The sequence below is a fragment of the Cobetia sp. Ld8 genome (assembly GCF_045066615.1).
GTDB lineage: Bacteria > Pseudomonadota > Gammaproteobacteria > Pseudomonadales > Halomonadaceae > Cobetia > Cobetia amphilecti.
On the sequence record NZ_JBISHF010000007.1, the window covers coordinates 1,324,946 to 1,339,482 of the forward strand.

A 14,537-nucleotide genomic window follows, 5' to 3' on the forward strand; every position below is an offset into this window, starting at 1 on the left:
CCCACTATATCGGAGTCAGCCTTATGGCTGGCTCCGGTCTTGTCAGGATGGATAGGCCCGCATGGGCCAAGAACGTCAAGACGTCCATCCTCAGAACAGAACAATATCAGGACCGGCCACGCCAACCCGCCGGAACCCTGGCCAACCGCGTCTTGCACAAGCATGACGCTGGAGGACATGCATGCCAGTCACGTCAGGATCGACACATCACAAGACCGGCTCCGAACATCAGGGGCTGACCAAAGGACAACTGGGCTATCTGATTCGTATCACGCTGATTGCAACCCTAGGGGGACTGCTATTCGGGTATGACACCGGCGTCATCTCAGGTGCTATCGGTCCCATCACGGATTACTTCCAATTAGCACCAGCAGAGAAAGGTTGGGCCGTATCGTCTGTGGTTATCGGCTGTATCGGCGGCGCCATCTGTGCAGGCTGGGTCTCTATTCGATTCGGAAGGCGTATGGCCTTCCTGATTGCTGCCATCCTCTTTTTCCTGTCTGCCATTGGCTCAGCGACAGCTACGGACTTCACCGTTTACAGTATCTGGCGAGTCATCGGTGGTATGGCCGTCGGCCTGGCAAGTGTCGTCGCCCCGATGTACATATCAGAAATGTCACCAGGCCACCTGCGAGGCCGCACTGTCAGCCTTTTCCAGCAATCGATCGTCTTTGGTCAGATGGTCGTTTTCTTCGTGAATTACTTCATTGCCAAGGGCATGGCAGAGGCCTGGATCATTGAGCATGGCTGGCGCTGGATGCTGGGATCAGAAGCCTTGCCCGCCCTGTTGTTTGCCATTCTGTTGATGTTCATTCCCGAATCACCTCGCTGGTTGGTCCTCCGTGGACGACACGAACAAGCACGCGGAGTGTTGGCCAAATTTACCCCTGCCTCTCGTGTCGAGAGCACGCTGAAAGAAATCGTCTCTTCCTATCGTGACGCCACCCTGGAGAATCGCATCAGCCTCAAAGAGCGTGGCCTGCTTGGTTTAGTGGTGCTGGGCTCATTCTTGGCCTGCGCCCAGCAGCTGACAGGAATCAACGTCGTGATGTATTACGCGCCGGAAGTCCTCTCCACCGTAACTTCAAGCAGTGAAGATGCGCTGTTACAAACCTCCATCATGGGTGTGACCTTCGTGGGCGGGAATTTGCTGGGCATGCTACTCATCGATAAGGTCGGCCGCCGTCCGCTGCTGATAGCGGGAAGCATTGGCAGCATGATCGGTATGTGCGCACTCGGGCTGATCATTTCGCGCGATGCCATTGGCTACGGCGCACTACTGGCGCTTATTGTCTATGTCGTTTCCTTTGCTGTCTCTTGGGGCTGCGTATGCTGGACGCTACTGTCAGAAATCTTCCCCAATGCCATCCGCGGCCGTGCAATGGCCATCGCTCTGGCGGCTCAATGGTTCATGGGGTTTGTGGTCACCCAATCCTTCCCCATGCTACGTCAGAGTGAGTTCCTCAACTCGGCCTTCGGCACTGGCTTCAGTTTCTGGCTATATGCCGTCTTGATTTTGCTCAGCATGCTGATCGTGATGCGCTATGTGCCCGAGACCAAAGGCAAGACGCTGGAAGAATTGGAAGATATTACTGGTACACGTCTAAGTAAGCGCCGCCGGGAGCTTGCAAGCGCCAATGCCAGCAGTTGATACTCTACCCTCGCCATCGTAAGACTGACTTGTCGTAACACCTGCCCCTTGCCTGCCATCATTTTGCGATGGCTCGCAAGGGGCAGGTGTTTAGCATCAGGAAAACGAGCCCCCTCGCTCTACCAGATAACACCCCGAAGTTGGGGAGATACTCAACTCGACACCTGCCACTCGAATCCGGCCTCATCTCGAATCCCTACTCGATTAGCATCCGGGTCATGCAGATGGATCGTCCTCCCCCAGGGCGTCTCTTCGATCTCGGCATCGATCCCCCATTCCCTGACCTCCGCCAAGGCCTTTTCGATGTCGCTGACATTGAAGCGCAGCTTGGCGCTACCTTGCTCGGGACTCTTGCCTCCCTCAATCGCTCTTCCGCCCTGCTCGATCATCAAATATCCGTCTCCATAGGCCAGGCAGATCAGCCTGAAACCGCCATCCTCCTTATTGAACAGAAGCGGCAGTTCAAAAAGGCCCTGGTAGAACGCGACACACTCATCGAACCGCTCTGTATTCAATATCAGGCCATACCGTGCGACGTTATGCTTCATCCATGTGTCCTCTGGCTGTGGCTTGATGTCCTTTGATCATGCCATCGGTATCAGGGCAGAACGATAGTGCCCGGTGCAAGACATGCTCCCGCCAGCACGTGAAGATTGCCAGCGGGGGTAGATAACGACGGCTTGATGAACAGTCCAGAGCGCTCCTGGCTTACTCAGCGGTCAGCGGCAAGCCCTGACGAGCAAGACGGCGGCGACGCTTGCTCAAGCGAGTGCCTGTGATGTTCTCGAGCTCCTCCAATGTCTTGCCCTTGGTTTCCGGCACGTAGCGCAGCACGATCATCAAGCTGATGAAGGTCAGGACAGCGTAGAGCCAGAAGCTGAATCCACCACCGACGAGTTCATTGAGGAAGTCGCTCTGGCGCATCATCGGGAAGGTCTGAGTGACGATGAAGCCCAGCAGCCACTGCGCCGCCACGGCCAGTGACATGGCTCGTGCGCGAATGGCATTGGGAAATATCTCGGAGACCAGTGTCCAGCAGACACACCCCCAGGAGATGGCAAACGAGACGACATAGACGATCAGGGCGATCAAGGCACTGATGCCCGGTTCGCCATTGCCGATCACGACACCCAGGAAGGTCATGCCGACAATGCTGCCAAGGCTCCCCGCAATCAACAACGGACGACGCCCGACCTTGTCGATCAGCAGCATGCCCAGCAGGTTACCGGCGACGAAGGTCACCCCCATGATGGAGGTCTGGAACAGGGCATCTTCATTGCTGGAAGTGACAGCGGACAACACATCCGGTGCGTAGTACATCACCACATTGATGCCGGTCAGTTGCTGAGCAGCAGCGATGAAGATCCCGATGGCCACCAGCCCCAGCATCCCCTTGGTACGCAGCGACGCGTGACGCTTGCTCTCATTGTGCTGGAAGGATTTCTGGATCTCGCCCAGCGTGCGTTCAATGGCGTCGCCATGATAGAAGCGCGCCAGGACTCGGCGGGCATCGTCCAGGCGCCCTTTCAGCACCAACCAACGTGGAGATTCCGGCACGAAAGGAATCAGCACCGCAAACAGAATGGAAATGATCGCTTCAGACCCCAGCATCCAGCGCCAGCCGTGATTCAGGATCCAGGTTTCCGCCATGCCCTTGGCTATGAAGTAGTTCACGAAGAACACCACCATCTGGCCAAAGACCACGGATTGCTGGAACAGACTGACGGTGCGCCCACGCATATACCCGGGTGACATCTCGGAGATATACATCGGTGCCATGACACTGGCCATGCCGACGGCAATCCCGCCGAGAATGCGCCACCAGATGTAGGCATCAAAGGTGCTCGCCAGGCCGGATCCCAGTGCTGACGCCGTGAACATCAACGCTGACAGCATAAAGACGGCCTTGCGCCCATAGGCAATGGACAGCCGTCCGGCGATGAGTGCGCCACCGATACAGCCGATGACCACAGATGAGACTGCCCAGCCCTTCTCGGCGGCGGACAGATCAAAATACTGCGCGATGGGCCCGATGGCCCCGGAGATGACGCCGGTGTCATAACCGAACAGCAGGCCACCCAGGGCGGCCACTAGAATGATCTTGATCAGGAAGACAAGCTGCGCTGGCGTCAGCTTTTCTTGATTGTCGGGTGAGGAGGAATCGGTGGATGCTGAGGGGGTAGCGGTGTCGCTACCGGGGTGTGAAGTGGGCATGACGACCTCTCGTGATCGATTGTTATAGTATTACGAGAACTGCTGAGGCAGGTGTGGCTCGAGTGCTCGTGGCATCTGACGCACCACGCTATCGAGACAAGTCATTGCGGTATCTTCCGTGCCCTGCCGTCTTCTGGCGCGATGACGACAGGGCTTCATGCGGATCAGGCTTCCGCCAGGCCCTTTTCAAGAATGCTGCGTTCAATGAATTCACGACTTTCGCGGGCATTTTCCAGCGCGCTGTTGTCCTTGGTCGGGTCCACGTCCTGCTCGACGGTGATCCAGCCTTGATAGCCGATGGATTCCAGACTCTCGCGAACCGCATCAAAGTCGACACAGCCCTGGCCCAGCGGGCAGAACACGCCCTGGCCGATGGCGGTATAGAAGTCGATGCCATCCTTAACCACGTTTTCCAGCACCGGCGCCTGAATATCCTTGAAGTGGATATAGGCGACGCGCTCGCCGTAGGTGCGAATCAGCTCGGCGGGGTCGATCCCGGCATAGGTGCAATGGCCAGTGTCGATGCACAGCTTGACCAGGTCAGAGTCCAGCTCTTTCATGGCGCGATCGACTTCATCACGATACTCGATATAGGTGCCGGCATGCGGGTGAAGCACCGGCATCACGTCATATTCCTGACAGATTTCAGCCACTTGGCGGATAGTGACCATCATCTCGTTCCATTGCTCATCATTGAGACGTGTCGCGGTTTCCTGCTGGCCAGCCTCATCGGTGCGCGGCGAGCTGACGTGATCGATGATGACCATATAGTTGCCCTGCTGCGGCTTGAGCACTTCACAGGTCGCGCGGGTGTAATCCAGGATTTCCTGACGACGTGACGCGTCATGTAGATGCTTGAAGATGGTACTGGCGATCAGCTCGAGCCCTCGGCTGTCCAACGCGGACGCCAGTGCTGCCTGCTCGGTCGGCAGATAGTTGAGCGGACCCAGCTCCGTCGCCTTGAAGCCGGCGCCGGCGATCTCATCCAGTACGGTCTGCCAGCTGGGGTTGGCGGGATTGTCGGCAAACTCGATACCCCAGGAACACGGCGCGTTGGAAAGCTTGATTTGCATGAGGATGTCCTTCTCTTTGGCGTTGTCGTTGTCTTTTGAAATAACCATCGTCAGTAGCGCATTGGCGAAGCGACCTCACAGCAACCGCCAATCCATGGCGGTGATAGCGTCAGAGTGAGGCGCTCCAGATGCCGGCAGTCAGGTCAGAACGCGACCCAGCGATTCTCGTTGTCAGACGATTCCACACAGCACTCCAGCAACCGCACACCTTCGATACCGGCGTCGATATTGGGGAACCAGAGCGACTCCAACTCCTGCTCTGACAGACCGAGATGCTGGGTACTTCTGCCATCACGGCGCGCTTCGGCGCCCTGCATGGCGAGTGCATAGCGGTGATAGACATTGGCCCAGGATTCGAAGAAGCCTTCCGCGTGGCCGCCGCCGATGCGATTGCTGTTCACGGCGCTGTCGCCTTCGGCGAGATAGCCCATGCCACGCTCGAGAATGCGGGCCGGCTCGCCCTGCACTTCCAGACGCAACTGGTTGGGATACTCATCCCACCACTCGATACTGGCCTTCTCTCCCACCACGCGAATCTTCTGCTGGTGCATGGAACCCGCGTTCACGGCGCTGGCCCAAAGCGACCCCACCGCGCCGTTCTGGTACTGGAGCAACACCTGGGCGTTGTCTTCCAGCGGCGCACGCGAGGCCACGAAACTCTGGCGGTGGCACATCAGGCGTTCGACCTTGAGTCCGGTGATGAACTGGCCGGCATAGAAGATGTGCGTCCCGAGATCCCCCAGCACATAAGTCGGCCCGGAAACGGCAGGACTGGTACGCCACTTGGCGCCGCTGCTGACCTGTTCGACCGGCTGGCTATGGAAGCCATGAGCGAATTGCATGTTGACCATGCGGATCTGCCCCAGCTCACCCGACTGCACCATGGCACGGGCCTGGTGCAGCATCTGATAGCCGCTATAGCCATACATGACACCGAAGACCAGACCGCGCGCCTGTGCTTCGGCCTTGAGCTCCTCGGCCTCGGCAACCGTGAAGGTCACCGGCTTTTCGCAGATCACATGCAGACCGGCCTTGAGCGCTGCCAGGCTGATGGCATGGTGGGTGCTGTTGGGCGTGGCGATGCTGACCGCCTGAATGCCGTCCTCGCGAGCAGCTTCGGCCTCGAACAGGCTGGCGTAATCCGGGTAGCAACGCTCTGGATCGAGTCCCAGGTTGGTGCCGAATTCACGCCCGCGTTCAGCGTCGAGATCGAAGGCACCGGCGACCAGCTGGAACAAGTTGTCACGATGGGCAGCAGCACGATGGGCGTGGCCGATTTCACTGCCACGGCCACCACCGACCATGGCCCAGCGCAGCGGTGCGATATTGTGTTCTTCATTGAACATCAGGGTTCTCCTGCAAATGCATGGGTGCTGGTAATTGGCGTTGTCATTCCAAGCGTGTTCATGAGGCCCGTTGCGGTGTGCGCCAGGCCTCACGCAGAATCAGAGCCCGCGACGCTGATGGACACGGCCGGCATTCATGGCGGTGACCTGCGCTTCATCCACGTCCTCGCGGACGACTTCGGGTAGCCCCACATCCCACCAGCAGTCACAGGAAGACCACTTGCTGGAATCGATATCCACCACGATGACGTAGGTCCGCGGGCTCTCCTTGGCGCGCTGGTAGGCGGCCCGGAAATCACTGATGTCACTCAGGTGCTCACCATAGGCACCTTGCGACTGGGCATGCTTGAGGAAGTCGACGCGTACCAGCTCATCGGCCTGGCTGCGACAATCGGCCAGCATGTTGTTGAAGGACGGATTGCCACTGTTGTTCTGCAGCTTGTTGATGACCGCAAACCCGGCGTTGTCACACACCAGCACGATCATCTTGTGGCCCGTCAGCACCGAGCTGTAGATGTCGGAATTCATCATCATGTAGGAGCCATCGCCGACCAGGACCACGACCTCGTTGTCGGGATTGGCGATCTTGGCGCCCCAGCCGCCCGCCACTTCATATCCCATGCAGGAGAAGCCGAACTCGATATCGAACTTGCCGAGCTGCTTGCTCTGCCAGTTCATGTTGAGCTCTGCCGGCAAGCCACCGGCGGCAGTCAGCACGGTATCGCCGGGTTCCTGCACCGCATTGACGCTGGCAATGACCTGGGCGTAGGACGCCATCTCGCCGGGCGTGATCTCGCCACGGTTGGCGCACAGGGATTTCCACTCGGCGACCTCAGCCTGGCCCTTTTCCAGCCAGCGCTGATCGGCTTGCCATTCACCCAACCCGGAATCAAGACGCTCCAGCGTGTGGCGAGCATCGCCGATGACCGCCATGGCGCGATGCTTGATGGCATCCATATGCGCCACGTTGACTGACACGATCTTCAGCGCTGGATTACGAAACACCGACCAGGATCCGGTGGTGAAGTCCTGCAGGCGTGTGCCAATGGCCACCAGCACATCACATTGTGCCGCCATGGCATTGGCGGAATTCGAGCCAGTCACACCAATCGGGCCGATATTGCAGGGGTGGGATTGCAGCAGCGAAGAACGGCCCGCAATCGTCTCGACCACCGGAATATTACGACGTTGTGCAAAGTCGGCCAGCAACTGATTGGCTTCGGAATAATGAACGCCACCGCCAGCGATGATCAGCGGCTTCTCCGCCTTTTCCAGCAGGGAAATGGCATCCTGTACAGCACGCGTATCGGCTTCCGGACGACGAATATGATGGATGCATTCTTCGAAGAGCGCCTCTGGATAGTCATAGGCAACGCCCTGAATATCCTGTGGCAATGAAATCATGACCGGCCCGCAATTGGCGGGATCCGTCAGCGTCGCGATCGCTGTCGGCAAGGACTGCATGATCTGTGCGGGATGAGTGATGCGATCCCAATAGCGAGTGACGGGCTTGAAGGCATCATTGACGCTCAGGCCTGGTTGATGGGCATGCTCGACCTGCTGCAGCACCGGGTCTGGCAGGCGTGAGACATGGGCATCGCCGGCGAACATCAGCAACGGAAGGCGGTTGGTGTGCGCAATACCCGCAGCCGTGATCATGTTGGTGGCACCCGGCCCGATGGAGGTGCTGGCGATCCCGATGCGCTGGCGCTTGTTGGCCTTGGCGTAGGCAACGGCGGCAACCGCCATGGACTGCTCATTCTGGCCGCGCCAGATCGGGATCGTGTCCTGGATGTTGTGCAGCTGCTGCCCCAGACAGGTCACGTTACCGTGGCCAAAGATGGCGAACCCGCAACCGAACAAGGTCTCGACACTGCCATCAAGTTCAATCTTCTGCGCCGCCAGGTATCTGGCGATGGCTTCGGAGACGGTCAATTTTATCGTTTTCATTCCTCTCTCCCGACGAGCATATGGCGTTGTTTTATTGTGTGCATTCAGGTCGAAAAATCCGCACCTGAAGCTCAGTGATGATGACGTAGGAAAATGATGGTCAGCGCTGAATTCTTCGCCGTTTGAAAAGACACTAGCAGCGCTTGAAAACGTTTTCACCCTCATTTTCAAAAAAAGTGCTTTCCTTGGATCAAAGTTCAATAAGGATGTCTTGGCATGATTGAAGCAGCCTATAAAACTGTCGCTTCGATCACCCTTATCCTATTGATCATCCCAAGGAGCACTCGATACCACTCCGGCGAAAGCCGCCATCTCGTTGCCAGTGGCGCTGGCACGAAAAGCGCTTCATGGGGAGTGATGCATGCAAAACGCAGCCTCCCAAAACGCTCTGCGAAAACGCCATGACCACTTCAGCATGGCTAGACGAGGCCACCATCCACGATATAGGTCTGGGCCGTCATCATGCGACTGTCATCCGCTGCCAGGAACAACACCATCCGAGCCACATCCTCGGGCTGTACCCGCTGGTGCAGGCTCTGATTTTCCAATACCTGCTTCTCCAGCTCGGGATTCCACCACAGCGCCTTCTGACGCTCGGTAATGATCCACCCCGGCAGCACGGTATTGACGCGAATCCCCGCATCTCCCATGTCACGCGACAAGGTGCGCGTCAGACCGATGGTGGCCGCCTTCGCGCTCGAATAGGCCGAGATGTCCCGCGAGCGACGCAGGAAGCTGGGCGAGCTGAAATTGATGATCGACCCGCCGCCCGCCGCCTGCATCCCGGCAAAGACTGCCTGACAGGCAAACACCACATGGCGAAGATTGGTGGCTTGAAGGTCATCCCATGTCTCGACATCCAGCTCCGTGAGCGGTACCCGGGTATCACGCGCGGCATTGTTGACCAGGGCCCCTATCGGCCCCCACTCATCTGCTGCAGCCTCGATGACCGTGCGCAGCTGCTGGATGTCAGTCACATCGCAATGTCGGTAATGCACCTCTCCTCCCTGATCGGTCAGACGCGCCGCCAGGGCCTCGCCTGAGGCATCATCGATATCGATGAAACTCACTCGCGCCTGCTGCTCACAGAAATGCTCTACCAAGGTCGCGCCGATGCCGCTGGCGCCGCCACTGATGAAGACATGCCGGCCTTCCAGGCTGGGATAACGTGCGAACTGATTCATTTTGCCTCTCCTCTGATAGCGTATCGCTGGCTCAGGCGAACGACTGCCACGGCCAGGTGCATTCAATAGCCTTCACAATGATTCGCGCTGCGCTCCATGTCCTTCAGTACTGCCTGTGCCCCTGCCATCAACAGACGTGTATCGGCTCCGACCGTGACCAGATCACAGCCACGCGCCAACATCCGTCGCGCATGCGCGGCACTGCCGTTGTGAATGCCGATGACGCTGCCGTGCTGCCGAGCCCGTGCGACAATCTCGTCGATCAAGATATCCATGGGGCCATCACCGTGATCGAACCCAGGTGTGTGCCCGTGTGACAACGCCAGATCCGCAGGGCCGATATAGATGCCATCCAGCCCCTCGACGGCCAGAATCTCTTCCAGGTTCGCCACGCCTTCGCTGGTCTCGATCATGCCCAGCACCAGCATCTCGTCATTGGCATGCTTCGCATAATCCGCTCCGCCATACAGCATGGCGCGATGAGGGCCGAAGCTGCGCATCCCCAGCGGGGGATAACGACAGGCGGCCACCAGTGCCCTGGCGTCATCGGCCGTATTGATCAAAGGCGCGATCACGCCATAGGCCCCCGCATCCAGCACCTTCATGATCAACCCCGGCTCCAGACTTGGCACCCGGACAAGCGGGACGGTGTCAGTGGTGGAGATGGCCGTCAGCATCGGCAGCAGATCGCTGTAATCGATCACCCCGTGCTGCATGTCGATGGTCAGGCTGTCCCAGCCCTGATGGGCCATGATCTCTGCCGAGAAGGCACACGGCATGGAGAGCCAGCCATTCACGACGCCCTCTTTTTGGGCAATGCGTTGCTTGAGGCGATTGAGGCGCATGGGGTCTCCCTCTGGAATTCATCAACGGTGGAGGTCACAAGGGACGGGGCACAAGAGCAGCCACAAGGTCAGTCACGCGTGAGGTTCACGGGTCGTGTCCAGGGAGGGTGAGCGTTCTCCATTCAGCACGTCGGGTGATGCTGGAGAGCGAGAGGCAAAGGTGGCGATGGGGACACCCGGCACCTCGACCTCCAGCGCGAAGACACTGCCAGACAAGGGGGCTGCGGCCAGTGCCTCAGGGCTCATGCCCTTGCGCAAGGTGGTCACGTAAAGCGTTGTCATATCGGCCCCGCCAAAGCACGGCATGGTCGGGCCGGGACATGGCAGGCGGACCTGGCGCGCCAGACGTCCCTGGGCATCCCAATAATTGAGGACTCCGCCAAAGACACCTGCACTCCAGTAGCCTCCCGCCATATCCATCGCCCCACCGTCGGGGCGACCGTGCAGTGCAGGCTGGGTCTCGGCAAACACTCGCGGCGTTCCCATGACACCATTTTCCGGGCAGTAGTCCGCGACATGGATCGTGTCGCGCCGCGTATCCGCAAAATGCATGCGCCGTCCATTAGCACTCCAGGCCAGTCCATTGGCGACAATGAGGCCTGACTGCAGACGATGTGTCTCGCCCGCAGGCGTGACCGAGTAGAAATGCCCCAACGGCCGGGAGCGGCTCGCTTCATCCATAGTGCCGATCACGAACTGTCCATTCGGTGCGACCTTGCCGTCATTGAAGCGCGTGCCAGCCAACGGCTCACCGGGTGGGCAGGCCAGGAACTCCAGTGCACCCGACTCGAAATCGAGCAGATGGATACCCGAACGCATGGCAACGATCAAACGCCCATCGGCACAGCGCCCGAAGGCACCCAAGGTCTCTGGCAGCACGCGACGCTCTCGCTTGCCATCACTCAGGCAGTAGCGCTCGATCGCCGGGGCATAAAGGTCCGCCCATAACAGGCTGTTGCGACTGGCATCCCAGACCGGGGATTCACCCAATTCCGCCCGGCTCTCTATCAACAGTTCGATTTCCGCCATTTCCTGGACTCCCGTCGACGATGGCTACGGCACATGCGTGGATACCCCTGCGGGCTTACACCTTCTATCTCTCTGCCCCCGATACCCTCGACCTTATCTCCCTGCTTCAGGCAGCGGCGCTCAATAGATATCGGGCTCAGGAGTACTGCCAGGGGCACCATTGGCAAAGTCGAAGTCACAGCCTTCATCCGCCTGGGTGACATGCGATTTGTAGAGAGAGGCATAGCCATGAGGGTGCCGGTCCTTGGGCGGCTGCCAATCTGCCAGTCGACGTTGGATCTCCTCATCATCGACCATCAGGTCCAGCCGCCGATTGGGGACATCCACGGCGATGATGTCGCCGGTCTTGACGATGGCCAACGGGCCGCCGACGGCGGCTTCCGGCGCCACATGCAGAATGCAGCTCCCGTAGCTGGTGCCACTCATGCGCGAGTCGGAGATACGCAGCATGTCGCGCACGCCCTGTTTCAGCAGCTTGGCCGGAATCGGCATCATGCCCCACTCCGGCATGCCGGGGCCGCCCACCGGTCCGCCATTCTTGAGCACGATGATGCTGTCAGCCGTGACCGGGAGGTCTTCATCATCGATACGCGCCTTGAGGTCGGCGATATTCTCGAACACATAGGCAGGCCCTTGATGAACATGCAGACGAGGGTCCGCCGCGGTCGGCTTGATGATGGCCCCCTTCGGCGCCAGGCTGCCGGTCAGTACGGCAGTCCCGCCCGAGGCATTGACCGGCGTGTCCAGCGGGAGAATGACTTCCGGGCGCCAGACCTTGGCGCCTTCGATGTTGTCGCCCAGGGTGCGGCCGGTCACGGTCATCGCGGAGAGCTTCAGCTCACTGCCGATGTTCGTCATCAGCGCCGGAAGCCCTCCGGCATAGAAGAAGTCTTCCATCAGATATTCGCCGGAAGGCTTGAGGTTCAGCACCAGCGGCACACGACGCGATATCTCGTTGAAGCGCTCCATCGGCAGCGTGATTCCGAGACGACGTGCCATGGCCACGATGTGGATGATGGCGTTGGTCGAACCACCGATCGCCATGTCGACAGCAATCGCGTTATCAAAGGAGGCCTCGCTCATGACATCGGTCGGCTTGAGATCTTCCCAGACCATTTCCACCGCTCGCTTGCCGCTGGCGTAGCACATACGGTTGTGATTGGCGTCCACCGCGGGGATGCTTGAGGCCCCCGGCAGGCTCATGCCCAGCGATTCACCGATCGACATCAGCGTTGCCGCCGTGCCCATGGTCATGCAAGTGCCCGGAGAGCGGGCAATCCCATTCTCGATCTCGTTCCAGTCACTCTGACTGACGTTGCCGATACGTCGCTCATCCCAGTACTTCCAGACATCCGTACCGCTCCCCAACACCTGACCACGGTAATTGCCGCGCAGCATGGCACCAGCGGGGACATAGATGGTCGGCAGATTCATGGAGATCGCGCCCATGAGCACGCCCGGCGTGGTCTTGTCACACCCGCCCATGACCACGGCGCCATCCACGGGGTAGCTGCGCAGCAATTCCTCGACTTCCATGGCCAGCATGTTGCGATACATCATGGCGCTGGGTTTCATCAATTGCTCACCCAATGACATGGCAGGCAGTTCGACAGCAAAGCCCCCCGCTGCCGTGATACCACGCTTGATATCCTTGACCCGCTCAGGAAAGTGAGAATGGCAGGTATTGAGGTCGTTCCAGGTATTGATGATGGCGATCACCGGCTTGCCGACGAACTCCTCTCCCCAGTAACCCATCTGCTTGACGCGAGAGCGATGCCCGAAAGAGCGCAGATCATCCTGCTTGAACCAGCGATTACTGCGCAGATCGTCGACCCCTTTCCTGTTCATCCCGTACTCCTTACAACGTAATTGACCGAACAATGGCGTAGCAGAATCCGCACCGGCTGCCTCGAGGGCGGCCCGTCATTGCGTCATTCCTGAATGAAGTGGCATTGGCTATCTCAATTCCACAGCCGAATCAGCGCGTCAATTGACTGTCCGCCATGATGGGAGAGACACCCAATCGCCATTTCGTCGACTGGAGTCGAGCGCGGTGGCGGCGAACTCGACACCACGCACACCACTGCGCAGGTCGGGATACCAGCAGGCCAATGGGTGCGGCTCAGTCCCCTGCTGGCAGGCAGTGATGTCCTCATGGAGGTCGCTATACAGGGAAGAAAAGGCTTCGCGATAACCTTCGGGGTGTCCAAAGGCCACACGAGAGATGCGCGTGGAGGCTTCATGAAGTCCCGCTGCCCCTTTGGAGAGCAGCACAGGAGCGCCATCAAGACGGCGGAACAGGAGCTGATTGGGGGTTTCCTGATGCCATTCGAGCCCCCCGAGACTGCCGAAGATCCGGAAGCTCAGGCCATGCTCGGCGCCGGCAGCCGCCTGGGTAATCCACATCAGGCCGCGGGCACCATTGCCATAGCGCAACATTACGTTGGCATTATCGTGCGCTTCGCGTCCGGCCACGCTGGCCGTGACATCGGCACTCAATTCACTGGTCTCAAGCCCGGAAACATACTCGAGCATATGAAAGGCGTGGGTCGCGATATCATTGAGTATCATCGACTCCCCCGCGATGGCGGGGTCCATATGCCAGTCGTGGCCTGCCTTTTCCGCATCCGTCAGGCAGGCCAGGTGCCCCTGAACGTAGTCACACTGCAGCTGACGGATTTCACCGAGCTCGCCATTCTCGATCATGGCGCGTGCCTGACGCACCATGGGATAACCGGTATAGCCATAGGCCATGCAGAAGCGCAGCCCTGCCCGCTCGGCAATCGCTTCAAGCTCGCGAGCCTGAGCCGGATCATTGACCAGCGGCTTTTCACAGACGACATGAAAGCCCAGCTCCAGAGCCAGCTTGGCCAGGACGAAGTGACTATCGTTGGGCGTGAGAATGGCGATCACCTCAGCACCATCTTCGCGGGCAGCTTCCTCGCGTAGCAGTGATTCACCATCGCCATAACCACGTGCGATGTTGAGTTGTTCCGCCTGCTGGCGAGCACGCTCGGGATTCGATGACAGCGCACCGGCGACGACACGATACCGTCCATCCATCTGCGCCGCCGCACGATGGACCTGACCGATGAAAGACTGAACGCCTCCCCCGATCATCCCCATGCGCAGCACTTTGGGGGCCAAAGTGCTCGACTGGTGTTCCGCTGTCTGCTGTGAGCTTGAACGGTGATCGAATGAGGGCGGTGTCTGCTGAGTCATTGGGCGTCTCGGCTTCAGGCGTG

The 14,537-nt window shown here is 59.1% G+C and carries 11 protein-coding genes; 1 reads left to right on the top strand and 10 read right to left on the bottom strand.

The features are described from left to right. Positions 1-181: 181 nt before the first annotated feature. On the top strand, positions 182-1,651 hold the full coding sequence (locus ACJJV2_RS10365) for a sugar porter family MFS transporter (protein WP_192837997.1): 1,470 nt from the start codon (positions 182-184) through the stop codon (positions 1,649-1,651). 152 nt (positions 1,652-1,803) lie between these two features. Here ACJJV2_RS10365 and ACJJV2_RS10370 read toward each other — a convergent pair whose 3' ends face one another. From ACJJV2_RS10370 to ACJJV2_RS10415, 10 genes are all read right to left on the bottom strand, one after another. Continuing rightward, complete coding sequence (locus ACJJV2_RS10370) at positions 1,804-2,199, bottom strand: VOC family protein (RefSeq protein WP_347421057.1); 396 nt, start codon at positions 2,197-2,199, stop codon at positions 1,804-1,806. Between the two features lie 160 nt (positions 2,200-2,359). Next, the gene (locus ACJJV2_RS10375; RefSeq protein WP_082388443.1) at positions 2,360-3,865 is read right to left on the bottom strand and encodes a sugar porter family MFS transporter; all 1,506 of its coding nucleotides are present in this window, start codon (positions 3,863-3,865) and stop codon (positions 2,360-2,362) included. Positions 3,866-4,029: 164 nt separating this feature from the next. After that, positions 4,030-4,938, bottom strand: a complete 909-nt coding sequence (locus ACJJV2_RS10380) for a TIM barrel protein (RefSeq protein WP_347421056.1) — start codon at positions 4,936-4,938, stop codon at positions 4,030-4,032. Positions 4,939-5,081: 143 nt separating this feature from the next. Continuing rightward, a complete protein-coding gene (locus ACJJV2_RS10385) occupies positions 5,082-6,284 on the bottom strand; it encodes a Gfo/Idh/MocA family protein (protein WP_054555846.1) in 1,203 nt (400 codons plus the stop codon). A 99-nt stretch (positions 6,285-6,383) separates the two neighbouring features. Beyond that, a complete protein-coding gene (gene iolD / locus ACJJV2_RS10390) occupies positions 6,384-8,234 on the bottom strand; it encodes a 3D-(3,5/4)-trihydroxycyclohexane-1,2-dione acylhydrolase (decyclizing) (protein WP_131431787.1) in 1,851 nt (616 codons plus the stop codon). A 419-nt stretch (positions 8,235-8,653) separates the two neighbouring features. Then, positions 8,654-9,418 carry an SDR family NAD(P)-dependent oxidoreductase gene (locus ACJJV2_RS10395; protein WP_192837993.1) on the bottom strand — a complete coding sequence of 255 codons (765 nt, stop codon included), beginning with the start codon at positions 9,416-9,418 and terminating at the stop codon, positions 8,654-8,656. A gap of 62 nt (positions 9,419-9,480) precedes the next feature. Continuing rightward, the gene (locus tag ACJJV2_RS10400; RefSeq protein ID WP_225347889.1) at positions 9,481-10,263 is read right to left on the bottom strand and encodes an HpcH/HpaI aldolase/citrate lyase family protein; all 783 of its coding nucleotides are present in this window, start codon (positions 10,261-10,263) and stop codon (positions 9,481-9,483) included. A 72-nt stretch (positions 10,264-10,335) separates the two neighbouring features. Then, positions 10,336-11,292, bottom strand: a complete 957-nt coding sequence (locus tag ACJJV2_RS10405; protein ID WP_347421055.1) for an SMP-30/gluconolactonase/LRE family protein — start codon at positions 11,290-11,292, stop codon at positions 10,336-10,338. Positions 11,293-11,412: 120 nt separating this feature from the next. Continuing rightward, entirely contained in the window at positions 11,413-13,140 is a 1,728-nt protein-coding gene (gene araD, locus ACJJV2_RS10410; protein WP_215824244.1) for an L-arabinonate dehydratase, read from the bottom strand. Between the two features lie 138 nt (positions 13,141-13,278). Next, entirely contained in the window at positions 13,279-14,418 is a 1,140-nt protein-coding gene (locus tag ACJJV2_RS10415) for a Gfo/Idh/MocA family oxidoreductase (protein WP_347421054.1), read from the bottom strand. Positions 14,419-14,537: the final 119 nt, after the last annotated feature.

What these genes read in the sequence shown, in the direction of transcription:
- ACJJV2_RS10370 (WP_347421057.1), bottom strand. Translation starts at nt 2,199, where the DNA reads ATGAAGCATAACGTCGCACGGTATGGCCTGATATTGAATACAGAGCGG.
- ACJJV2_RS10405 (WP_347421055.1), bottom strand. Translation starts at nt 11,292, where the DNA reads ATGGCGGAAATCGAACTGTTGATAGAGAGCCGGGCGGAATTGGGTGAA.
- ACJJV2_RS10375 (WP_082388443.1), bottom strand. Translation starts at nt 3,865, where the DNA reads ATGCCCACTTCACACCCCGGTAGCGACACCGCTACCCCCTCAGCATCC.
- araD (WP_215824244.1), bottom strand. Translation starts at nt 13,140, where the DNA reads ATGAACAGGAAAGGGGTCGACGATCTGCGCAGTAATCGCTGGTTCAAG.
- ACJJV2_RS10415 (WP_347421054.1), bottom strand. Translation starts at nt 14,418, where the DNA reads ATGGGGATGATCGGGGGAGGCGTTCAGTCTTTCATCGGTCAGGTCCAT.
- ACJJV2_RS10395 (WP_192837993.1), bottom strand. Translation starts at nt 9,418, where the DNA reads ATGAATCAGTTCGCACGTTATCCCAGCCTGGAAGGCCGGCATGTCTTC.
- ACJJV2_RS10365 (WP_192837997.1), top strand. Translation starts at nt 182, where the DNA reads ATGCCAGTCACGTCAGGATCGACACATCACAAGACCGGCTCCGAACAT.
- ACJJV2_RS10400 (WP_225347889.1), bottom strand. Translation starts at nt 10,263, where the DNA reads ATGCGCCTCAATCGCCTCAAGCAACGCATTGCCCAAAAAGAGGGCGTC.
- ACJJV2_RS10380 (WP_347421056.1), bottom strand. Translation starts at nt 4,938, where the DNA reads ATGCAAATCAAGCTTTCCAACGCGCCGTGTTCCTGGGGTATCGAGTTT.
- iolD (WP_131431787.1), bottom strand. Translation starts at nt 8,234, where the DNA reads ATGAAAACGATAAAATTGACCGTCTCCGAAGCCATCGCCAGATACCTG.
- ACJJV2_RS10385 (WP_054555846.1), bottom strand. Translation starts at nt 6,284, where the DNA reads ATGTTCAATGAAGAACACAATATCGCACCGCTGCGCTGGGCCATGGTC.